Origin of the sequence: Staphylococcus ratti (assembly GCF_020883535.1) — a bacterium.
Classification (GTDB): domain Bacteria; phylum Bacillota; class Bacilli; order Staphylococcales; family Staphylococcaceae; genus Staphylococcus; species Staphylococcus ratti.
Genome location: NZ_CP086654.1, coordinates 1874986 through 1894454, shown reverse-complemented (window position 1 = coordinate 1894454; position 19469 = coordinate 1874986). Strand labels below are relative to the sequence as shown.

At 36.2% G+C, this 19469-nt stretch carries 32 protein-coding genes, 1 tRNA gene and 1 pseudogene; 28 read left to right on the top strand and 6 right to left on the bottom strand.

The window, feature by feature from the left end:
• Positions 1–13 precede the first annotated feature (13 nt).
• From LN051_RS09215 to whiA, 5 genes are all read left to right on the top strand, one after another.
• Positions 14–1453, top strand: coding sequence for a tetratricopeptide repeat protein (locus LN051_RS09215; protein WP_229292240.1), 1440 nt, complete (start codon positions 14–16; stop codon positions 1451–1453).
• A gap of 63 nt (positions 1454–1516) precedes the next feature.
• Positions 1517–2461 (top strand): thioredoxin-disulfide reductase, encoded by a 945-nt coding sequence (gene trxB, locus LN051_RS09210; protein ID WP_229292239.1) that lies wholly within the window; start codon positions 1517–1519, stop codon positions 2459–2461.
• A 169-nt stretch (positions 2462–2630) separates the two neighbouring features.
• Positions 2631–3554, top strand: coding sequence for an RNase adapter RapZ (rapZ, locus tag LN051_RS09205; protein WP_229292238.1), 924 nt, complete (start codon positions 2631–2633; stop codon positions 3552–3554).
• Positions 3541–4539: a gluconeogenesis factor YvcK family protein gene (locus LN051_RS09200; RefSeq protein WP_229292237.1), complete on the top strand. Its 999-nt coding sequence runs from the start codon at positions 3541–3543 to the stop codon at positions 4537–4539. The genes rapZ and LN051_RS09200 overlap by 14 nt, the downstream gene beginning before the upstream one ends.
• A 142-nt stretch (positions 4540–4681) precedes the next feature.
• Positions 4682–5626, top strand: coding sequence for a DNA-binding protein WhiA (whiA, locus tag LN051_RS09195; protein WP_229292236.1), 945 nt, complete (start codon positions 4682–4684; stop codon positions 5624–5626).
• Positions 5627–5665: 39 nt separating this feature from the next.
• Here the strand turns inward: whiA and clpP are convergent, their stop codons facing one another.
• Positions 5666–6247 carry an ATP-dependent Clp endopeptidase proteolytic subunit ClpP gene (gene clpP / locus LN051_RS09190; protein WP_229292235.1) on the bottom strand — a complete coding sequence of 194 codons (582 nt, stop codon included), beginning with the start codon at positions 6245–6247 and terminating at the stop codon, positions 5666–5668.
• A 135-nt stretch (positions 6248–6382) separates the two neighbouring features.
• On the opposite strand from clpP, the gene LN051_RS09185 reads away from it, so the two are divergent.
• Positions 6383–6454: transfer RNA gene (locus LN051_RS09185), tRNA-Arg, on the top strand.
• A 140-nt stretch (positions 6455–6594) separates the two neighbouring features.
• Here the strand turns inward: LN051_RS09185 and LN051_RS09180 are convergent.
• From LN051_RS09180 to LN051_RS09165, 4 genes are read right to left on the bottom strand one after another with little or no spacing between them, the layout of a single operon-like run.
• Positions 6595–7629 (bottom strand): tyrosine-type recombinase/integrase, encoded by a 1035-nt coding sequence (locus LN051_RS09180; protein ID WP_229292234.1) that lies wholly within the window; start codon positions 7627–7629, stop codon positions 6595–6597.
• Positions 7630–7689: 60 nt separating this feature from the next.
• A complete protein-coding gene (locus LN051_RS09175; RefSeq protein ID WP_229292233.1) occupies positions 7690–8178 on the bottom strand; it encodes a hypothetical protein in 489 nt (162 codons plus the stop codon).
• A 13-nt stretch (positions 8179–8191) separates the two neighbouring features.
• A complete protein-coding gene (locus LN051_RS09170) occupies positions 8192–8653 on the bottom strand; it encodes an ImmA/IrrE family metallo-endopeptidase (RefSeq protein ID WP_229292232.1) in 462 nt (153 codons plus the stop codon).
• 23 nt (positions 8654–8676) lie between these two features.
• The gene (locus tag LN051_RS09165) at positions 8677–8991 is read right to left on the bottom strand and encodes a helix-turn-helix domain-containing protein (protein WP_229292231.1); all 315 of its coding nucleotides are present in this window, start codon (positions 8989–8991) and stop codon (positions 8677–8679) included.
• A gap of 152 nt (positions 8992–9143) precedes the next feature.
• Here LN051_RS09165 and LN051_RS09160 point away from each other — a divergent pair, with 152 nt between their 5' ends.
• From LN051_RS09160 to LN051_RS09145, 4 genes are all read left to right on the top strand, one after another.
• Positions 9144–9356, top strand: a complete 213-nt coding sequence (locus LN051_RS09160; protein WP_229292230.1) for a helix-turn-helix transcriptional regulator — start codon at positions 9144–9146, stop codon at positions 9354–9356.
• A gap of 77 nt (positions 9357–9433) precedes the next feature.
• Positions 9434–9898, top strand: a complete 465-nt coding sequence (locus tag LN051_RS09155) for a hypothetical protein (RefSeq protein ID WP_229292229.1) — start codon at positions 9434–9436, stop codon at positions 9896–9898.
• Positions 9899–9901: 3 nt separating this feature from the next.
• A complete protein-coding gene (locus LN051_RS09150) occupies positions 9902–10654 on the top strand; it encodes a phage antirepressor KilAC domain-containing protein (RefSeq protein WP_229292228.1) in 753 nt (250 codons plus the stop codon).
• A gap of 12 nt (positions 10655–10666) precedes the next feature.
• Positions 10667–10846, top strand: a complete 180-nt coding sequence (locus LN051_RS09145) for a hypothetical protein (RefSeq protein ID WP_229292227.1) — start codon at positions 10667–10669, stop codon at positions 10844–10846.
• On the opposite strand, the gene LN051_RS09140 is transcribed toward LN051_RS09145, so the two are convergent.
• Positions 10836–11075 (bottom strand): hypothetical protein, encoded by a 240-nt coding sequence (locus LN051_RS09140; protein WP_229292226.1) that lies wholly within the window; start codon positions 11073–11075, stop codon positions 10836–10838. The two genes, LN051_RS09145 and LN051_RS09140, sit on opposite strands and share 11 nt — an antisense overlap.
• Before the next feature lie 71 nt (positions 11076–11146).
• Here LN051_RS09140 and LN051_RS09135 point away from each other — a divergent pair, with 71 nt between their 5' ends.
• From LN051_RS09135 to LN051_RS09050, 18 genes and pseudogenes are all read left to right on the top strand, one after another.
• The gene (locus LN051_RS09135) at positions 11147–11452 is read left to right on the top strand and encodes a DUF771 domain-containing protein (protein ID WP_229292225.1); all 306 of its coding nucleotides are present in this window, start codon (positions 11147–11149) and stop codon (positions 11450–11452) included.
• 188 nt (positions 11453–11640) lie between these two features.
• Positions 11641–12093, top strand: coding sequence for a hypothetical protein (locus tag LN051_RS09130; RefSeq protein WP_229292224.1), 453 nt, complete (start codon positions 11641–11643; stop codon positions 12091–12093).
• Between the two features lie 86 nt (positions 12094–12179).
• Complete coding sequence (locus LN051_RS09125) at positions 12180–12431, top strand: hypothetical protein (protein WP_229292223.1); 252 nt, start codon at positions 12180–12182, stop codon at positions 12429–12431.
• Positions 12428–12646, top strand: a complete 219-nt coding sequence (locus LN051_RS09120; RefSeq protein ID WP_229292222.1) for a DUF2483 family protein — start codon at positions 12428–12430, stop codon at positions 12644–12646. The genes LN051_RS09125 and LN051_RS09120 overlap by 4 nt, the downstream gene beginning before the upstream one ends.
• Positions 12643–13257, top strand: coding sequence for an ERF family protein (locus LN051_RS09115; protein WP_338061508.1), 615 nt, complete (start codon positions 12643–12645; stop codon positions 13255–13257). The genes LN051_RS09120 and LN051_RS09115 overlap by 4 nt, the downstream gene beginning before the upstream one ends.
• Positions 13258–13259: 2 nt before the next feature.
• The gene (locus tag LN051_RS09110) at positions 13260–13688 is read left to right on the top strand and encodes a single-stranded DNA-binding protein (RefSeq protein ID WP_229292220.1); all 429 of its coding nucleotides are present in this window, start codon (positions 13260–13262) and stop codon (positions 13686–13688) included.
• A gap of 10 nt (positions 13689–13698) precedes the next feature.
• Entirely contained in the window at positions 13699–14367 is a 669-nt protein-coding gene (locus LN051_RS09105; protein WP_229292219.1) for a putative HNHc nuclease, read from the top strand.
• Positions 14367–15164 (top strand): phage replisome organizer N-terminal domain-containing protein, encoded by a 798-nt coding sequence (locus LN051_RS09100; RefSeq protein ID WP_229292218.1) that lies wholly within the window; start codon positions 14367–14369, stop codon positions 15162–15164. Before LN051_RS09105 ends, LN051_RS09100 begins: the two co-directional genes overlap by 1 nt.
• Positions 15165–15169: 5 nt before the next feature.
• On the top strand, positions 15170–15517 hold the full coding sequence (locus tag LN051_RS09095) for a hypothetical protein (protein WP_229292217.1): 348 nt from the start codon (positions 15170–15172) through the stop codon (positions 15515–15517).
• A 34-nt stretch (positions 15518–15551) separates the two neighbouring features.
• Complete coding sequence (locus tag LN051_RS09090; protein ID WP_229292216.1) at positions 15552–16748, top strand: DnaB helicase C-terminal domain-containing protein; 1197 nt, start codon at positions 15552–15554, stop codon at positions 16746–16748.
• Positions 16749–16952: 204 nt separating this feature from the next.
• Positions 16953–17261, top strand: coding sequence for a VRR-NUC domain-containing protein (locus tag LN051_RS09085; protein WP_229292215.1), 309 nt, complete (start codon positions 16953–16955; stop codon positions 17259–17261).
• Complete coding sequence (locus LN051_RS09080; protein ID WP_229292214.1) at positions 17262–17681, top strand: hypothetical protein; 420 nt, start codon at positions 17262–17264, stop codon at positions 17679–17681.
• Positions 17678–17872: a hypothetical protein gene (locus tag LN051_RS09075; protein ID WP_229292213.1), complete on the top strand. Its 195-nt coding sequence runs from the start codon at positions 17678–17680 to the stop codon at positions 17870–17872. The genes LN051_RS09080 and LN051_RS09075 overlap by 4 nt, the downstream gene beginning before the upstream one ends.
• A gap of 1 nt (position 17873) precedes the next feature.
• Positions 17874–18101, top strand: a pseudogene (locus tag LN051_RS09070) (DUF3310 domain-containing protein); the annotation flags it as partial.
• 22 nt (positions 18102–18123) lie between these two features.
• Positions 18124–18519, top strand: a complete 396-nt coding sequence (locus LN051_RS09065) for a hypothetical protein (RefSeq protein ID WP_229292211.1) — start codon at positions 18124–18126, stop codon at positions 18517–18519.
• Positions 18516–18791: a hypothetical protein gene (locus LN051_RS09060; protein WP_229292210.1), complete on the top strand. Its 276-nt coding sequence runs from the start codon at positions 18516–18518 to the stop codon at positions 18789–18791. The genes LN051_RS09065 and LN051_RS09060 overlap by 4 nt, the downstream gene beginning before the upstream one ends.
• Positions 18788–19099: a DUF1140 family protein gene (locus LN051_RS09055; protein ID WP_229292209.1), complete on the top strand. Its 312-nt coding sequence runs from the start codon at positions 18788–18790 to the stop codon at positions 19097–19099. Before LN051_RS09060 ends, LN051_RS09055 begins: the two co-directional genes overlap by 4 nt.
• Before the next feature lies 1 nt (position 19100).
• Complete coding sequence (locus LN051_RS09050; protein WP_229292208.1) at positions 19101–19406, top strand: MazG-like family protein; 306 nt, start codon at positions 19101–19103, stop codon at positions 19404–19406.
• Positions 19407–19469 lie beyond the last annotated feature (63 nt).

Genomic DNA, 19469 nt, shown 5'->3' with positions numbered 1-19469 from the left:
ATGGGAGGTGACAATGATGACACAACATAATAAAGTGATTCAACTTGGAACGGATGTAGCGTTATATCAACGCTTAGCCAACCAAAAAATCAAACATCAAGATTACGTAAAAGCTAAAAAATATCTAGACAAAGTGTTGGAATTGTCACCTGATGATTTTGAAGCAAAGCAACAACTCGCCACATGTTATTTGAAATTACGTCAACCTAGGAAGGCGGAATTACTGTATTATGAGGCGATTAGTAAAGGGTATGAACTTGAAGCGTGTTTTTATGAGTTAAGTCAACTCAATATCGACATTAATGAAGCGAACAAAGCGTATTTATTCGGCTTACGTTATGCATTTTTATCTGGAGATGAGGCATATCGTGAAGAGTTAGAAAGCATGTTTGAAGTGACGTATATGGGAGAGCAACAATTAGAGTTTGAAAGTGAATTGTTTGTTACACAAATCATTTTTCAATATTTATTTGGGCAAGGGCGTTTGCTTGAAGCGCGTGAGTTTATATTGCAACAAGAATCACATGTTCAGAAACATAAGATTGTTAGAAATCTTTTAGCAATGTGTTACCTTTACTTAAATGAAAATCAAGCGGCTAAAGAAATGTTTGAAGCCTTGCTTGAAGAGGACGCTTCTGATGTACATGCGCTATGTCATTATACATTACTGTTATACAATATGAATGATATAAAGCAATACGCACATTACGTGAATGTATTGAATAAAATTGTACCTATAAATGATGATCAATCTTTTAAACTAGGTATCGTATTAAGTTATTTAAAACAATACGAAGCTTCGCAACAATTACTATTACCTTTGCATCGAAAAGGTAGCTTTCAAACGTTTCAACTGTTCCACGCGTTATCTTTTAATTTTTATTACCTTGGTAATAAAGCACAAAGTGAACACTTTTGGGCGTTGCTTGAAAACTTTTCCAAAGCGAATCCTGGGATTCCACCATGGGTAATGGCATCAAGCGAAAACTTTTTTAGCCAGCACATTGAACCGTTATTAACGAGTGAAGATACACATCAACGCATTTATGGTTTGTTTTTACTACATCAACTTAATGGCAAAGAAGTGTTAATGACGAAAGCCGTGTGGTCTATTTTAGAAGGATTGGGAGATTATGAAAAATTATATCTTTCCTATTTACTTCAGGACTTACAATTGCGTAAACTACATTTCATTCATAAAGGAATGGCACAATTATATGAGCAATCCATAATGAAAGATGAATCGGCGCTATTTTTAAGTTGGATTAATTATGCAGAATCGCTTTTAGAAACAGAAATTGATACCGAAAATGTGAATGCATATGCCGCTGCAGTGAGTTATTTGTATTTTAAAACGACGGACCAATCATTATTAAAATCCGAACTTAGTACGATGTTCGACACTTCAGAGGAAATGTTGGAAAAAGCATTACAAGATGTGTTGAGCATTTAACTTCATATTTCCAATTCAAATGTTGTAAAATGCGTATGATAAAGAATAGAGGAGGATTCATCCATGTCAGAACAAAAAAGATATGATGTTGCAATTATCGGGGCTGGGCCAGCAGGGATGACAGCATCAGTTTATGCCTCACGCGCGAATTTAGATACAGTTATGATTGAACGCGGCATGCCAGGTGGACAAATGGCAAATACAGAAGAAGTTGAAAATTTCCCTGGTTTTGAAATGATTTCTGGACCGGATTTATCAAGTAAAATGTTTGAACATGCAAAGAAATTTGGCGCAGAATATAAATATGGGGATATTAAAGGAATTGAAGATAAAGGTGACTATAAAGTCATTGATTTAGGATCGAACCAAGTTGAAGCGACAGCAGTTATCATTGCGACAGGTGCAGAATACAAAAAGATTGGCGTCCCAGGTGAATCAGAACTTGGCGGTCGAGGCGTAAGTTATTGTGCGGTATGTGATGGTGCGTTCTTTAAAAATAAAAATGTTTACGTCATTGGTGGAGGCGACTCTGCAGTTGAAGAAGGGACGTTTTTAACAAAATTTGCGGATAAAGTAACAATTGTTCACCGTCGTGACAAGTTACGCGCACAAAAAATCCTTCAAGATCGTGCTTTTAAAAATGAAAAAATCGATTTTATTTGGAATCATACGTTAAAATCAGTGAATGAAAAAGATGGGAAAGTAGGTTCGCTTACACTTGTCTCTACTGAAGATGGAACGGAGCAAACGGTAGAAGCAGATGGCTTATTCATTTACATTGGTATGAAACCTTTAACACAGCCTTTTGAAAATTTAGGTATTACAAATGAAGCAGGGTACGTTGTTGCAAATCCAGATATGAGTACAGCGGTCAAAGGTATTTATGTTGCTGGAGATGTACGAGAAAAAGGATTGCGTCAAATTGTGACAGCAACAAGTGACGGTAGTATTGCGGCACAAAGTGTCCAAGAATATATTGAAGCACTTAAAGATAAAGCAGAAGCTTAAAATGAATCCATTTTAGTGCATATGACATAAAGCATTATATTATGAAAGCGAAGCAGTCAATCAAATGAACATGATTTGATCACTGGTTCGCTCTTTTTTTACCTAGCCCCTACTACTAGAGTCGGATTTCATGTACACTTAAGTAGAATATGATTGGATGGTGGATAGTATGCAACAAGAAGATAAAAATGAAATAGTCAAAAGTGAACTGTTAGTTATCACAGGTTTATCAGGAGCAGGAAAGTCAGTCGTCATTCAAAGTTTAGAGGATTTAGGCTACTTTTGCGTGGATAATTTACCTCCTATACTACTGCCTAAATTTATTGAACTTATGGAACAAGGGAATCCTACACTTCAAAAAGTAGCAATTGGTATCGATTTACGTGGACGTGAGTTCTTTAAATATCTTGTGAAGGAAATTGATGATGTCTTAAGTCGAAAAAATGTCATTACAGATGTGCTTTTTGTCGATGCGACAACAGAAAAATTAATATCAAGATATAAAGAGACGAGACGCAGACATCCATTACAAGACCAAAATAATTTGACTTTAGTTGAAGCGATTAGCGAAGAACGCAATTTACTTTCAGATATTCGTAGTATGGCTAACTACAACGTGGATACTACGAATTTATCACCGAAAGAATTACGTACACGTGTGTATGAATATTTTAATAAATCAAATCATCCTACATTTATAATTAATGTCCAAAGCTTTGGTTTTAAACGTGGTATACAAATAGATGCGGATTTAGTGTTTGACGTCCGTTTTTTACCTAATCCATATTATGTTAAATCGTTACGTCCATTAACCGGAATGAATGAAGAAGTCTATAATTACGTAATGAAGTGGAAAGAAACAAACATATTCTATGAAAAATTATTAGATTTATTATTGTTTATGATTCCGGGGTATAAAAAAGAAGGGAAATCACAACTTGTTATTGCGATTGGATGTACAGGTGGACAGCATCGTTCTGTTGCTTTAGCGCAACGTTTATCTGAAGATCTTAAGCAGCACTTTGACTATGATATTTATGTGCATCATAGAGATGCACATTTTGAAAGTGGCGATAAGCATGAAGCAAATTAAACTTGTATTAATTGGTGGTGGCACAGGCCTATCTGTGCTTGCGAGAGGTTTGAAAAAGTTTCCAATAGACATTACATGTATCGTAACAGTCGCTGACGATGGCGGAAGCACAGGGAAAATACGGCATGAAATGGATATTCCGGCCCCTGGTGACGTACGCAATGTCTTGGCCGCATTAAGTGATGTTGAGCCTACATTGGAACAATTATTTCAATACCGTTTTGAAGAAGATAAAATAAGTGGACATTCACTTGGAAATCTTTTAATTGCGGCAATGACGAATATTACAGATGATTTCGGTCATGCGGTTAAAGAGTTAAGCAGAATACTCAATATCAAAGGGCGCGTGATTCCTTCGACCATATCCAGTGTCTCTTTAAATGCTGAAATGGAAGACGGGGAAATCGTCGCAGGGGAATCTAACATTCCGAGCAAACATAAAAAAATTAAACGTGTTTTCCTTGAACCGGCCAATGCAGAACCGATGGATGAAGCGGTAGAGGCTTTACTAGAGGCTGACTTAATCGTCCTTGGTCCGGGCTCTTTATATACGAGCGTTATTTCAAATTTGTGTGTTGAAGGTATTGCTAATGCGATTGTAGAGAGTAAAGCTAAAAAGTTATACGTTTCTAATATTATGACGCAACCAGGTGAAACAGACGGTTATTCTGTACTTGATCATATAGATGCAATTCATCAACAATTGGGACATAAAGTCATCGATTTTGTTATCGCAAATGAAATTACGTTTTCAAAAGAAATTTTGAACAAATATAAAGAAAAAGGGGCATGCCCTGTTTATTATGATAAGAACGAGCTTCATAAAAGTGGCATAAAGTTAGTGACTGGGGAAAATTTGGCGCAAATCTCAGAAAATCACCATGTACGTCATTGTAATGAAGTTTTAGCGGATATGATATACGATATTGCACTTGAAGAAATTGGTACGATTCAGTTTAATCTAAAGCGTATGAAGCGTTCCTAATCATGGACAATATAATAAAGGGGATGCCATTGATTATAGAGTGTCATAAGCGTGTTCTAACGTTATCAAAATCATGATAAAATAGAATACATAAAACAAATAGACGCGAATGTATCAATGCTAAAGAAAGGAATCGATAGACATGAGCTTTGCATCTGAAATGAAAAATGAACTAACCCGAATAGAGGCCGATGCTAACAGTGCGAAAGCAGAGCTCAGTGCATTGATTCGAATGAATGGAGCTTTGAATTTTTCAAATCAACAATTTGTTATTAACATTCAAACCGAAAACGCAACAACTGCTCGTCGAATTTACTCTTTAATTAAAATGGTCTTCCATGTAGAAGTAGAGATTTTAGTGCGTAAAAAAATGAAGTTAAAGAAAAATAACATTTATATCTGTCGCATTAAAATGAAAACAAAAGAGATTTTAGATGAACTCGGTATTTTAAAAAATGGTATGTTTAACCATGATATTGATGAAGAGATGGTGAAAGATGACGAGATGAAACGTAGTTACTTACGCGGCGCCTTTTTAGCAGGAGGTTCTGTGAATAATCCAGAAACATCCTCATACCATTTAGAAATCTTTTCCTTGTATGAAGGTCATTCTGAAGGTTTAACTGCTTTAATGAACCAATATGCATTGAATGCGAAAAAACTAGAGCGGAAAAAGGGCTGGATTACATATATTAAAGAAGCAGAACGTATTGCGGAGTTTCTAAGTTTAATCGGAGGCTATCAAGCCCTTTTAAAATTCGAAGATGTTCGAATCGTAAGAGACATGAGGAATTCAGTGAATCGACTTGTGAATTGTGAAACTGCCAATTTAAACAAAACAGTAAGTGCTGCGATGAAACAAGTCGAAAACATTCAATTGATAGCGCAAGAAATAGGTCTAGATAACTTGCCAGATCGCTTAAGAGAAGTGGCAAAGTTACGAATAGAACACCAAGACGTTTCTCTAAAAGAGTTGGGAGAAATGGTCAGTACAGGTACAATTTCTAAATCTGGTATTAATCACCGTTTACGCAAATTGAATGAAATGGCAGATAAAATAAGAAATGGCGAGCCATTCGAAATATAAAAGCGAGCCACCATAAAAGGCGCGCTCGCTTCTGTTATTTTATTCAGGCTGCATTACTTCGTCAATTAAACCGTAATCTTTAGCTTCATCAGCAGTTAAGAAGTTATCACGGTCCGTATCTTTTTCAATTTTCTCGATAGGTTGACCTGTACGTTCTGATAAGATTTTATTTAATTTAGCACGTGTTTTTAAAATATGATTTGCGGCAATTTCGATTTCAGTCGCTTGACCTTGAGCGCCACCAAGTGGTTGATGAATCATTACTTCTGCATTTGGAAGCGCATAACGTTTTCCTTTAGCGCCAGCTGCTAATAAGAATGAGCCCATTGATGCCGCCATACCAATACAAATTGTTTGAACGTCAGGCTTAATATGTTGGATTGTGTCGTAAATTGCAAATCCAGCAGTAACACTGCCTCCTGGAGAATTAATATAAAGATAAATATCTTTTTCTGCATCTTGTGCTTGTAAGAATAAAAGTTGTGATACAATTGAGTTTGCAACATTGTCATCAATTGCAGAACCTAACATGATAATACGGTCTTTTAATAAACGAGAGTAAATATCATATGCGCGTTCACCGCGGTTTGTTGTTTCAATAACTGTAGGAATTAAATTCATAACTCTTTCCTCCTATTAATAACTTTGAATTTATTTTAACTTAAAAGTCAAAAATGGTCAAAAATAAAGCTTGTTTAGACACTAATTTGATTTTAAGTCTTTTCTAAAAGATCTGCCAATTTAAAATTTTATTAACCCCTCGTAGTGTAATGGATAACACTTAAGATTCCGGTTCTTACAATAGAGGTTCGATTCCTCTCGAGGGGATTATTTAACTCATTTTAAATAATTTGAAATGTTGTCGAAAGTTCTATAAACGTTGATTTTACGGGGTTTGAGGAGTTTTCGGGGATTTCTCTAATACTGTAAAAAATGCTTAAATTAAAAATAAATGGTCACATTTTTGGTCACAAATTATTAAGTGCATTAACCGCTAATTTTGATTCTGATTCGTATTGTTCTTCTAGTAAATGTGAATAATACTTTAATGTTGTATCGATATTTTTATGACCTAATCTTTTTGAGATGTAATAAATAGAAATTCCTTGAGATAATAAAAATGAACAATGTGTATGTCTTAAAGAATGAGATGTTCGCTTAGTAGTGTTTAATTTATCGCATAGTTTGCCTAACGTTTTATTTATTGCTGCGTTAGAAATCACTGTGCCACATTCCGCAAATACATAACCGCTCATATCGATAGGGGTGCTATTTAAATAATTGACTAAGTGTTGCATATCATCACGCCCGATTTCAACGTACCTCGGTGATGTATCTGTCTTCTTCTCATTTATAAACAATGTGCAGTTCGTTTTGTCTATAAAACTATATTTTAAATTTAAAACGCCACTAACTCTTGCACCTGTGCATATCATCAAAAATAAAACCATGTATGAACGTAAGTTCTTCTCTTTTGCTAATTCTTTCAACTTTTTATATTCATACACTTCAAAATACTTTTCTTTTTCTTCTTTAGACGCCTTATTGCTTTTAGGTGCAACGTTGTGTGTGAAATCACGCTTAACTATTCCCTCGAATATAGCGTCTTGTACGCAGTTTTTTATTGCCCTGTGCATTTTACGTGTTGAATCTTGTACATGGTTTTTGCCATAATCATTGATGAAATTTTGGTATTGTAATCTAGTTATATTCTTTAACGGTATATGTCCGATTGTGTGCTTTTCTACAGATTTTAAACGTGCTGCCATATTAGCGATGGTTGACTTGCTATGATGCGATTCGTTATAAACATCTACATAATTTTTAAAATATTCGGCAAGCGTGATTGAATCGTTGTTATACATTCCATCTTCAATGTCAATCATTAATTCAGATTCCGCCATACGAGCCAATCTTTTAGTTTCGAAACCGCCTTTACGGTAACGCTTGCCATTCAATCTAAAGTCGTATTGGTAGGTATCGCCCCGTTTTCTTACCACCATTGTTTATAGCCTCCTCAAAAAAAGTAAAAAATAATAAGGGTAGTTTACCTACCCTGAATATTATGGTTGTAGTGATTCGTTTTGACTTCTAATTTCAGCTACACCTTTCTTATAACTTTCGTATGATTGACCGGGATAAGATAATCCCATTCCTGGACCGCCGCCCATACCTTGATATTTTTGAGGGTCTTTTTGCACATTTTCAGTTAATTGTTTGGCATTCAAATATTCTTGGTACGTTGGTTCGTTAGGGTCTCGCGGTTGTTGTACTTTATTTTGTTGTATTGCTTGTGTATTTCCATTATGATTTTGTTGCTTGGTAGTTTGAGTGTTGTTTGAATTGCTAGTGTTCGATTGTTGATTGTCATTTGTTGTTGGTGCGCTTTCTTCGGAAGCGGAAGAATCGGTTTGTTTTTCTTTCTTATCTTTCTTTTTGTCTTTCTGTTCTTGCTTCACTTCATTCTTTTTATTGTCTTTCTTGTTTTCGTCATGACCACATGCGGATAATACCAATAAACTTAAAAACACTGTAAAAATAATTCTTTTCATTTTACACATCTCCTTATTTAATTGTCTTTATTTCAAAAACTCTTAACGGCTCAAACTGAATCATGTAATTACCGCATAAAGTTTTTAACCCATATTTCTTTTTGTAATGCTCGATACAATCTAGTACATGACATTCTGTAACCTCAAAAAAATTAGCAAGCTCATACAAATTATGTATACCGTTCTTAAAAGCTTCAATTATTTCCTCTAAAGGCATTGAAGTTTCATAAGAATGTCTTCTTGCGTAGTTTTCGAATTTCCTATTATTAAATTGAGAGAGGTCAACTATATTGCCGCATGTAAGTTTGTGATGTGCAATTTCTTCATGTAAAACTTGGTGTTTAATTTTCTCTGGCAAACTTGTTTTGATAAATATGTCACCGTTCTGATACCAACCGTCAATGCCTTTAGGTAAACGATTTGTTTCAACAACTTCACATTCACTTTTCATAAGAAGTTCTTCATACTTCCCCATAAAATCCCCAACCCCTTGATGTTCTATTTTTTTCTGTCACGAACCCATTGCATAAATTTTTCTATTTCTTCCCATTCTTCAGGTGTAAATTCATCTTTATTTGCGTGGGCTGCAATTGTTTCTTGTTGAACACTTTTGTCATCAGTTATGTCAGAGGGCATAACTCCAAAATAGTCAGCAAGTAATTCGATTTTATCTCTTCTAGGATATTTAGCTGCGTTCATCCAACTACTTACAGTAGATTCTTTTAAATCTAAATCTTTTGCCATGTCTGTTTGCGTTTTACCTTTACGTTCTAAAAGATTTTTTAAATTCTTCGAAAGAATTTGTTTAGCCATTTTGTTGCCTCTCTTCTTATTTAAGTGTTGCTTAAATTATATTATTTAGTTTACAAAAAGTAAAGTGATTTCACAAAAAAATTTACTTTATGTGTTGACACTTTACTTTTAGTGTAGTAAATTAGGTACATACCTTACAAGGAGGTGGCAAAATGACAGATACAATTGAGGCATTTTCTCTGAAAGGAGCACGTAATGAATTTGATTACACACAAGAGCAAATAGCTGATAAATTAGGAGTTTCTAGGGCGCAGTACATTGCGTGGGAGAAAGGTAATGTGATACCTAAAAGTATGGTAGTTTATGCTTTAGCTTACATCTACGGCATTAACGCTGACTTATTAAGAGTCAGCAAAAAAATTTAAAACCCACTTCACTTAAAGTAAAGTTGTTGTGAAAAAGAGGACAAAAGAAACACAAACAACTTAAAAGGAGGAAGATTATGGAACAAATAACATTAACCAAACAAGAACTTATTGAAATTGTAGAGCGTGAAGTTAGTAAAAGGCTAGACGGCAAGAAGCCGATAAATTCAAATTCGATTTTTAACAACGTCAAAATTAAGGCTGTTGATTTCGAAGAAATTAATAAGGAGTTTGATTTCACTGAACATTTCTTTAAAGGTAAAAGCCCGAATGTAAGTCATTCTATATCTTTAAATAAGTACCAACATGGCTTGGGGTGTTACGAACATTACAAATCATACCCTTGTGACGTACATGACCTGATAAGAAAACTTACATTATCTATATTCGGGGTAACGCTCAATTCGGACTTAAGCGAGGTTGAATATAGTCAGGCGGCGAAAACTTACAAAGCTATAAAAGAGTTTTATTTACATCTATACAAGAACCGCTTGAGCAAGTTAACTATTGAAGATTTTAAACAAGTGCGAAAGGAGTATTAACGTATGCAAGGGTTACAACCTAAAACGGACATTGGAAAGATGTTCAACATTAAAGAAAAAGAAAATGGAGAAATTGCAATCAGTGGTCGTGAGTTGCACAAGGCGCTAGAAGTAAAAACACGTTATAACGACTGGTTCGAAAGAATGATTAATTATGGATTCGAGGAAAATTCGGACTATACAGCTATTACTCAAAAAAGAGTAACAGCTCAAGGCAATGCAACTAATTACTTAGACCACGCACTAACGCTAGACACTGCAAAAGAAATCGCAATGATTCAGCGCAGCGAACCTGGCAAACGCGCGAGACAATATTTCATCCAAGTCGAAAAAGCGTGGAACAGTCCGGAAATGGTTATGCAACGTGCATTGAAGATAGCGAATAACACAATCCTACAACTTGAATCACAAATTGAACGTAACAAACCCAAAATTGTATTTGCAGACGCAGTAGCTACAACAAAGACGTCGATTTTAGTAGGAGAGTTAGCGAAGATTATCAAACAAAACGGCGTAAATATAGGACAACGCAGGCTATTCGAATGGTTACGACAAAATGGCTATCTAATCAAACGCAAAGGCGTAGATTATAACATGCCGACACAGTATTCAATGGAACGTGAACTATTCGAAATTAAAGAAACTACCATAAGTCATTCGGATGGACATACATCGATTAGTAAGACACCAAAAGTGACAGGTAAGGGACAACAGTACTTTGTTAACAAGTTTTTAGGAGAAAAACAAACATCTTAACAGGAGGACAATATGGAAAATACAATTAAACGGTTTTTAGAATTCAGAAAGCAATTCACACTAAGACAGTGGCAAGAAATTAATCATATCGTTGATAGCCAATTCAAAAAGAAAGCCGCCGAGTTGGAACTCGACGACCAAGATGTTGAGATTATCGAAAATATTCTAACTCAACAAAAGATTACGAAGTAACTATTTGAATGAAAATAGGGTGAATGCGGTAGTCTCTAGATTTGTAATTAATCATGATGTAGTCCTGTTGATACATTGTATCAGCTTCTGTTTTTTGAATTGGAGACCATAATTCAGCGTTTTCTTCCCACCATACAGATGGAGAAGTCATACGAGGTCCCATTTTACAATTTTCATCATCATGAAGATTAACCCATTCACCTAAAAGGCAAGCGTGGACTTGTTCCATACTTATCACCTCCTTTCATAAGGAGATAAGAAAAGTATAGCACAACTAATACAAATAGGAGGATAACCATTATGCAACAAACACTTAAAGTTTCAATAGCAATACCTGAAACGCATGTAATGCTTACCTTAGATGAGTTTAAAGAATACAAAAAGTTAGAGCTTAAAGGTAAGTACTTTACACTCAATCAATTAGCGAAACGTATTAATCGCAGTGAAGAGTGGATTAAAAAACACGTTATAGACAACCCGCGTAATCGAAGACAAATTGAATCGTTTAGTAAATTTTCGACTGGCAAAGGCACTGGCTACATGTTTCATGCGGAAAAAATTTTAGATTGGTTAGATAACCACTTTGAAGATGTTGTGAAAGGGTGAGGAAATGAAAAAAGTATTTTCTATAATAATAGCATTAATAACTACATTCGTTATTGCTACACCATTCGCTTTTGAAGCGTACTTCACTACTACGATATTTGTAGCAACATGGACGCTGATAGGTAGTTACTACACAAGTAATTATGCTATCAAGACGCTAAAAAAGAATGAAAGAGGGGGTTTTTAAAATGAGCGAACAAATTACAGTAACAAAAGAAGAATTATTGACGATAGTAGAAAAAATGATTGAGAGAAAAATTGGGGGTCAAATGACCCAAGGACCAAATAATATTTTCAACAATGTTGCATTATCAACAAGCGATTTTGAAGATGTTAATAAAAAGTTTGTAATGCCACCTACATTCAGTTACTCAAATAACCACTTGGATTTAAGCAACCCACTACAAATAGCTAAGTCTAAATTTGGAGGGCGTATAACAAGTGATAACTTGCGTAGGGTACAAGCCCACGATTATTTAAGAATGCTTACACAGCGTTTGTTTGGAGTTTGTCGAAATAAAGATATAGAAGTTGATGATTATGAATTTGCAGAACAATGCTATCGAGAAATGAAAGGAAAGTTTCTTGAATTATACGAGAAAAACCTTGAAAGAAAGTTAGAAAAAAAGACTGAATGCTAGTGCCGGCTAACAAACAGTCAAAAAAACAAAAGGGTTAATGGATATGAATTATTAACCCCATTATAGCAGAAAATGGAGGTATTTCAATGAATAAAGAAAAATTTTTAAGAATTCAACGAGAATTGGACAGGACACGCATGTACTCCGACTGTGTTTGCGAAGTCAAAGGAACAAGCTATGATGACGGTCAAAACAGTATCGTCTTTACACACTATGACTCACGTTATCCGTACAACAATAATTCTATATTTATTTACGATTTTCAAGATGATGAAGCTATCGAAAAACTAGCCAACAAAGCTAAAGAAGTTATGTCGGGGGAGGCGTTAATTGAATGAAAACGATAGTGACTTATCTATATAAACACAAAGACCTAGACCTATACGTTACCAACCGTCCAACCGACGCAAATCCGACAATCAAATATTCAACCGACAAACGCGACGCTAGAAGATTTGACGGTACAGAAGATGTGCTTATAGACACGGCAACTCATGACATATACAAACACACGCATACTGAAACAGATGTGATTGAAAGGGTGGAATTATGAATAAATCAGAATCAGTTGTCGAAATTAACAAGGCTATGGTGGCCTTTCGGAAAGAAGTTAAACAACCACTTAAAGATAAAAACAATCCATTCTTTAAATCAAAGTATGTACCTCTTGAGAACGTCGTAGAAGCCATTGACGAGGCGGCAACGCCTCACGGGTTGTCTTATACCCAATGGGCATTAAATGACAGTCAGGGGCGTGTAGGAGTGGCTACAATGTTGATGCATGAAAGTGGAGAATACATTGAATATGACCCTGTGTTCATGAACGCAGAGAAGAACACACCGCAAGGTGCGGGGTCACTAATTAGCTATCTTAAACGATACGCATTATCAGCGATATTTGGTATCACGAGTGACCCAGATGACGACGGGAATCAGGCTAGCGGTAATGCCAAACAAAATAAACCTGACGCTAAGGCAATCGGCACTTTAAAACAAGAAATGCTCAAATATAGAGAACTACTGCAGTCGCAAGGCAAGCAAGTGAGTGCAGATGATATTCAACAAAAACTAGGTATTACCGACATTCAAACTTTGACTAACGCCCAAATAAGCGCATGTATCAGCAAATTGGATAGATGGATTAAGAAAACAAAGGAGCATTAATAATGGCAAATTCAGTAATTTTAACAGGACGAATCACAAAAGAATTAGAGTTGAAACCTGCAGGACAAACGGAAGTGACAAACTTTTCGTTAGCAGTCGATAACCCGTACAAAAAAGACGACGCTTCGTTCTTCGACATCGTCGCTTTTGGCAAAACTGCCCAATTACTAAATGACTACTGCGGTAAAGGAAGCAAAATTTTAATTGAGGGCACATTGAAGCAAGACCGTTTTAAAGATAAAGAGGGTAACAATCGTTCAGCAGTACGTGTCATCGCTAACCGAATTGAGTTTTTAGATAGCAAAGGTCAATCTAACAACCAACCTCAACAACAAAGAGGACAAGCGCAGATGGAAAACAACCCGTTTGATAATGGATTGCAAAACGCGAATGGTCCAATTGATATAAATGACGACGGCTTGCCGTTTTAGGTCTGATTGAATGCCACTAATCAAAAATTATATAACCCGAGATGACGGCGTGACAACCGCCGTTGTGGAGGGTGTGGAAATTGGCGATAAAGAATCGCTACTATTAGATAACGGGCTAGATGTTGAGGTCGAAGTTATAACGGTAGACCCTCATACAATTACAGATAAACAGCGTCGGAAGATATTTGCTTTGTGCAATGACATAGAGCAGCACACAGGGCAACCTCGTGAATATATGCGGTCAATGTTTATGGACTACGTGGCATTTGTCGAGGGGTACGATAACTTATCGCTTTCTACCTGCACCCGCACGCAAGCTAATCAAATTATAGAGGTTATGTTGGACTGGGTGTTTCACAACGACGTGCCACTTAACTACAAAACTAGTGACCTACTCAAACAAGATAAATCGTTTCTGTACTGGTCAACGGTTAACCGCAATTGTGTTATATGCGGTAAACCTCATTCGGATTTAGCGCATTATGAAGCGGTAGGTCGTGGAATGAATCGAAATAAAATGAATCACTACAATAAGCACGTATTAGCGCTTTGCAGGCAACACCACAACGAGCAACACAACATCGGTGTCGAAAGTTTTGATGACAAGTACAAGTTGCACAACAGCTGGTTAGCCGTAGATGAAAGATTGAATAAGATGTTGAAAGGAGAGAGGAGTTAATGGTTGAGGTATCGTGGATTAAATTAAAAGTTGGAATGTTTGACGATAGCAAAATTAAATACATTGAAGCCCTACCTGAACGCGACACAATCATAACGGTATGGGTTAAGCTGCTTACGCTTGCAGGTAAGTATAACGAGCATGGTTATATCATGTTATCTGAAAATCTACCGTATAATGATGAGATGTTGTCTAATGAATTTAACAGACCGTTAAACTCAATAAGATTAGCGCTTCAAACGTTTATTAAATTAGGAATGATTGAATATACAAAAGGGATTTACAAAGTTAAAAATTGGGAGAAGCACCAAAGTTTAGATAGCAAAAGCAAGCATAATGAAAAAAATAGATTGCGTCAACAACGTTACAGAGACCGAAAAAAACAAGAATTGCTAGAAAATAACGTTACCGTAACGTTACGTAACGATACAGAAGAAGAAGAAGAAAAAGAAGAAGAATATAAGAATAAGAAAGAGAAGAAAGAAAAAGAAGATGACGTCTTCGCAAAAGCTATTAATTACGTAATTACTAATTTAGATAAAAATACTACACCGAGCCAAATGGAACAAATCGGATATGCAACAGATGATATAGGCACTAATGCTGATGAAGTTGTAGAGGTTGCAGTTGACTATACAAAAAACAAAGGAAGTCATGTCGGTTATTTAATCAAAGTTTTAAACAACTGGGCTAAAGAGGGAGTTAAGACTAAAGATGACGCTTTGAAGAAAGTGAAGCCTAAACAAGAGAGTAAATCCGTCTTAGATGAAATTGAAAATGAATTAGGTGATGACTAATGCCTATGCATAAAAAAGAAGCGCTACACATACTTAGGCTTATAAACGATGTGTACACGATGAATCTTACGAAAGAGAAAGCAAGTACATGGATTGACATACTTTCTGAAAAGGGTGATTACGAACCGACCTTACGTAAGACAAAAAACTACATCGCTAATAACGGATATAAGCCTAAGGTAGCAGATATATTGGCGTACAAGCCTAAAGAGTTTAATTATACGAAAGTGCCTGAAAAAGAGACGAAAGAATACCTGATGAAGAATGACCCTGATTATCAACTGGGCATGAACCAGGCAAGAGAGCGTTGGGCACGCATGAGGGAGGAATTGGGATTTGACACGGATAGATAGGTATACGACAGAGCGGAGCCTTGTATCAAATCTTATGCGCGACCCTCAATTAATTAGCAAATTAAAGTTATCGCCAGAAATGTTTGAAGATGAAAACGCTAGAAAATTTATTGAATATGTGCTTGATGTCGGCAAAGTAGATTTAAATGAAATCTACTTTAAATGCCGTAACGACGAAGATTTCATACCGACAAAGACGCTATCAGAAATCTACAATTTTGACATAGCTGACATATCTTATTTTATGCGCGACCAATCAAACATCTTGAATGATTACGTATTGGTCGAATCTACAAATAAAATAGGCGAGTATCTAAAAGCACCTGATGACCAAGCGTTGAAAGTGTTAATTGATGAAATCAGTGATTTGCAAGACTTGAGCATAGAAAAGGTAAATCCTACTGATTCGTTTCTGGAAGAAATCATGACCAACGTACTAAGTGATAAGCCTAGACAGTTTATCAAGACGAAATATAGCAACCTAGATAACAAAATACTAGGCTTTGAGAGGTCGCAACTGAACATCTTGGCTGGTCGTCCGTCAACAGGTAAAACCGCATTTGCATTAAACATCATGTGGAGGATAGCGCAGCAAGGATACCCGACATCATTTTTTAGTTTAGAGACTGGCGGGACGAATATAGGCGAAAGGCTTATATCCATGATAACGAACATACCGTTATCTAAAATCAAACAATCACAAGGGCTTAGTTTGGACGAGACGAACAAAATTATGGACGCGATTAATCAAATTAAGAAGTTGCCCGGCTTTTCGATACATGACGGTGCTGTTATAACGCCTAGAGATATTAGAGAGCAGGCAATGCAAGATAATGATAAACCGCACGTGATATTTATCGACTACCTAACGCTTATGAAATCCGACGTGCCGATGAAAGAGCGTCGACTAGAGGTCGAGAAGATAAGTCGTGACCTTAAAATCATCGCGAAAGAAACGGGTTGCGTAATTATAGCATTAGCGCAATTGAGCCGTGGCGTTGAATCAAGACAGGATAAACGACCAATGATGAGTGACTTGAGAGAGACTGGCGGAATAGAGCAAGACGCGCATTTTATCTTCATGCTATATCGGGATGATTATTATGACCAAGACCTTGTGGACAATGAAACAGGTAAGTCAGATATAGAGGTCAACGTCGTTAAAAATAAGGATGGCGAAACTGGGGTTATACAAATGGAGTTTTACAAAAAAAGTCAGAGGTTTTATTGATGACTATTGGAGAAATGCAGGACTTTTTAGGACACCTCTATAGAGACGTATACAAGCACGACACGCTCATGCAACCTCTTTTGGTACAAATGGGTTGGGCGATAGAAAGATTGCTTGTGAGGGGCGATATAACGTTATTTGACGACTATGACAGAGTGAGTAAATTAATCTTCGATGAAATTGATTTTAATCAAAGGGGTAGACATGACAGAATCTGAAATCCAAAAACAAATAATTGAATATTTAAACAAATCCGAATGTAAAGTCTGGAGGGCAAACGCCGGCATGGTCAGGGTGGGGAAGAGGACGCTTAAACTTCTCCCCAAAGGATTTCCTGACATCTTCGGTGTAAGGCTAAAGGACGGAAAATTTATAGCGATAGAGATTAAAAAGCCTACTGGCAAATTATCGATTGAACAAATCGAATTTCAAGACTGGGCAATGAAACAAAAAATCATATACGGCGTCGCTTATTCAGTAGATGACGCTAAAAAAATCATAGAGGGTGATTAAATGCGTACAGTATTAGCTTTAAAGCGTAATGGAGAGAAAATAAACGAAACGTCTTATGACCAATTCGACCAAATGAAAGCAGAACGTGCATACCAGAATTATAAAAATAATCGTAAATCAAAACCGTGGTTAAAAACAGTACCACAATCGGTCAAGCCAAGTCCAGCTTACTATGATTTATGTCGTTTTGTAGGTGTTCCAACCGAAGTTCCTGATAGTTCAAAAGAAAATAACGAAAGGAAAATTGATTTCCCTGTAATTGAAAACGATAGGTCTAGAGAACTGAATTATAATGGCCAAACCTTCACAGTCAACCAACTAGCTAAATTGATTGGTAAAACTAGGGAGGACATTAACCAGCGCTTAAGCAAAGGCTGGACAGTCAGACGGTTTCTTAAGAACGGAGGATTTATTGGATGAAAATTCGTGATTTAGAAATTGATAATCGCATAGCTTTCTATGTGGATTATAACCAAGACATACCCTTCGAGGGAATTGTAACAGAGTTGATTTACAACTTTGATGGCGAAGAAAAAGCAGAAATCGAAACAGACGAGGGCGAATATTACTACATTAACGACAATGACGAATGGGAGCGAGTTTATGAATAGAGAAAAATTAATAAGTGATGTGGTTAACAACCCTGCGCACTATACGTACGGAGAGGTTGAAGTTATTGACTACATTGAGCAAGTGATAAAGGATTATCCGCCGAAAATGGCATTTGCGATTGGTAATGCGATTAAGTACATCAGTAGAGCGCGGCACAAGAATGGCAAAGAAGACCTGGACAAAGCGCGTTGGTACTTACAGAGAGCGTTCGACAATTGGGGCGAGTGAAATTATAAGGAGGACGAACACAATGAAGATTAAAACAAAGAAGAAAATGAACCTGCCACAGCTAATTGAGTGGGCTTGGGATAAAAATATTAAAGAGCGATATTTCTATAGCAACAAAGGCTCTGAGGTGTTTTTTGGTATAAATCCGTGCATAGAAATGGAATGTCTTGTTTATAAAAATGAACTATTCGAAGTTGAATGGGAAGAAGAAGTAACAGAGAAAACTAAAATACCTAGATTAATAGAGGTGTGTGAATACGAGGAAAGAATAAAAGTATTTTTGTATGAAAACGAATCTATAAAATCGGTGTTAGATTATTATTTTGATGATTTATTTCACGAACCAAAAGCATTCTACATGCTGAACGACGATATGAGTATGACGCTACTTTGGAAAGATGGAGGTATGGTGGAATGAAAAAAGAAGATTACTGGAGAAGTCAATGTTGGTTTATGACCGACGAAAATATAACGCTCAAAAAAACTATCGAACAGTTACAAGAAGAACGTGATGAATTAATCGTAAGTGAGGCTAGAGTAATACGGCATAACGCAAATTTACAACGTAAATTAACCGAAGTCACAATGTTATTTAAAGACCACTTGCACCATAAAAAAGCGTGGTCTTGCAATCCGTATTACGAAAAAGTAGAAAATGAGCTAAATGCAATTATGGAGGACAATGAATGACAGAAAAAGAGTTATTGTTGCGCCATTCACACGTAGTATTAAAAGAGATATTAAAGGAATTAAATACGGCGATAAACAAATTTGATAAATTCAGCAATACAAGTTATGACGCAGAAGTCGGTACAAGTCAATATTGGTCGACGGTTGCTAGCATGGAACAAATGCAAAAGGAAATAGACGGTTTAATCAAAAAATTACACGCTTTAGACGCTATTACAAGTTGGAGTAGCAAGCTACACCAAGACCGGTATAAATTCGTCAATAAGTACAAAGAGGCTTTAAAAAGATATGAAGTGGAGGATAAATAAAATGAATCATTTAATTAAACAAGTAGAACAATGGAGCATTGATAAAGGATTAGACAAAGGCAATAGCTTTACGCAATATGCAAAAAGTGTGGAGGAAATGGGAGAGGTTGCAGGTGCATTATGTCGTAACCGCAAACATGATTTAAAAGACGGTATCGGAGATGTAGTTGTTACTTTGATTATACTTGCACAACAAAATGGAATGACATTACAGGAGTGTTTAGAACAGGCTTATGGAGAGATTAAAGACAGAACAGGGAAAATGTCAAAAGACGGAAGTTTCATCAAATCCGAAGACTTGTACTAAAGACGTGCTGCAACGAATCAAGCAAATATTGAATAAGGAGTGATGACGTGAATATAACGGGGA

Coding starts and splice junctions, on each gene's coding strand:
- LN051_RS09215 (WP_229292240.1), top strand. CDS start 14: ATGATGACACAACATAATAAAGTGATTCAACTTGGAACGGATGTAGCG.
- trxB (WP_229292239.1), top strand. CDS start 1,517: ATGTCAGAACAAAAAAGATATGATGTTGCAATTATCGGGGCTGGGCCA.
- rapZ (WP_229292238.1), top strand. CDS start 2,631: ATGCAACAAGAAGATAAAAATGAAATAGTCAAAAGTGAACTGTTAGTT.
- LN051_RS09200 (WP_229292237.1), top strand. CDS start 3,541: ATGAAGCAAATTAAACTTGTATTAATTGGTGGTGGCACAGGCCTATCT.
- whiA (WP_229292236.1), top strand. CDS start 4,682: ATGAGCTTTGCATCTGAAATGAAAAATGAACTAACCCGAATAGAGGCC.
- clpP (WP_229292235.1), bottom strand. CDS start 6,247: ATGAATTTAATTCCTACAGTTATTGAAACAACAAACCGCGGTGAACGC.
- LN051_RS09180 (WP_229292234.1), bottom strand. CDS start 7,629: ATGGTGGTAAGAAAACGGGGCGATACCTACCAATACGACTTTAGATTG.
- LN051_RS09175 (WP_229292233.1), bottom strand. CDS start 8,178: ATGAAAAGAATTATTTTTACAGTGTTTTTAAGTTTATTGGTATTATCC.
- LN051_RS09170 (WP_229292232.1), bottom strand. CDS start 8,653: ATGGGGAAGTATGAAGAACTTCTTATGAAAAGTGAATGTGAAGTTGTT.
- LN051_RS09165 (WP_229292231.1), bottom strand. CDS start 8,991: ATGGCTAAACAAATTCTTTCGAAGAATTTAAAAAATCTTTTAGAACGT.
- LN051_RS09160 (WP_229292230.1), top strand. CDS start 9,144: ATGACAGATACAATTGAGGCATTTTCTCTGAAAGGAGCACGTAATGAA.
- LN051_RS09155 (WP_229292229.1), top strand. CDS start 9,434: ATGGAACAAATAACATTAACCAAACAAGAACTTATTGAAATTGTAGAG.
- LN051_RS09150 (WP_229292228.1), top strand. CDS start 9,902: ATGCAAGGGTTACAACCTAAAACGGACATTGGAAAGATGTTCAACATT.
- LN051_RS09145 (WP_229292227.1), top strand. CDS start 10,667: ATGGAAAATACAATTAAACGGTTTTTAGAATTCAGAAAGCAATTCACA.
- LN051_RS09140 (WP_229292226.1), bottom strand. CDS start 11,075: ATGGAACAAGTCCACGCTTGCCTTTTAGGTGAATGGGTTAATCTTCAT.
- LN051_RS09135 (WP_229292225.1), top strand. CDS start 11,147: ATGCAACAAACACTTAAAGTTTCAATAGCAATACCTGAAACGCATGTA.
- LN051_RS09130 (WP_229292224.1), top strand. CDS start 11,641: ATGAGCGAACAAATTACAGTAACAAAAGAAGAATTATTGACGATAGTA.
- LN051_RS09125 (WP_229292223.1), top strand. CDS start 12,180: ATGAATAAAGAAAAATTTTTAAGAATTCAACGAGAATTGGACAGGACA.
- LN051_RS09120 (WP_229292222.1), top strand. CDS start 12,428: ATGAAAACGATAGTGACTTATCTATATAAACACAAAGACCTAGACCTA.
- LN051_RS09115 (WP_338061508.1), top strand. CDS start 12,643: ATGAATAAATCAGAATCAGTTGTCGAAATTAACAAGGCTATGGTGGCC.
- LN051_RS09110 (WP_229292220.1), top strand. CDS start 13,260: ATGGCAAATTCAGTAATTTTAACAGGACGAATCACAAAAGAATTAGAG.
- LN051_RS09105 (WP_229292219.1), top strand. CDS start 13,699: ATGCCACTAATCAAAAATTATATAACCCGAGATGACGGCGTGACAACC.
- LN051_RS09100 (WP_229292218.1), top strand. CDS start 14,367: ATGGTTGAGGTATCGTGGATTAAATTAAAAGTTGGAATGTTTGACGAT.
- LN051_RS09095 (WP_229292217.1), top strand. CDS start 15,170: ATGCATAAAAAAGAAGCGCTACACATACTTAGGCTTATAAACGATGTG.
- LN051_RS09090 (WP_229292216.1), top strand. CDS start 15,552: ATGCGCGACCCTCAATTAATTAGCAAATTAAAGTTATCGCCAGAAATG.
- LN051_RS09085 (WP_229292215.1), top strand. CDS start 16,953: ATGACAGAATCTGAAATCCAAAAACAAATAATTGAATATTTAAACAAA.
- LN051_RS09080 (WP_229292214.1), top strand. CDS start 17,262: ATGCGTACAGTATTAGCTTTAAAGCGTAATGGAGAGAAAATAAACGAA.
- LN051_RS09075 (WP_229292213.1), top strand. CDS start 17,678: ATGAAAATTCGTGATTTAGAAATTGATAATCGCATAGCTTTCTATGTG.
- LN051_RS09065 (WP_229292211.1), top strand. CDS start 18,124: ATGAAGATTAAAACAAAGAAGAAAATGAACCTGCCACAGCTAATTGAG.
- LN051_RS09060 (WP_229292210.1), top strand. CDS start 18,516: ATGAAAAAAGAAGATTACTGGAGAAGTCAATGTTGGTTTATGACCGAC.
- LN051_RS09055 (WP_229292209.1), top strand. CDS start 18,788: ATGACAGAAAAAGAGTTATTGTTGCGCCATTCACACGTAGTATTAAAA.
- LN051_RS09050 (WP_229292208.1), top strand. CDS start 19,101: ATGAATCATTTAATTAAACAAGTAGAACAATGGAGCATTGATAAAGGA.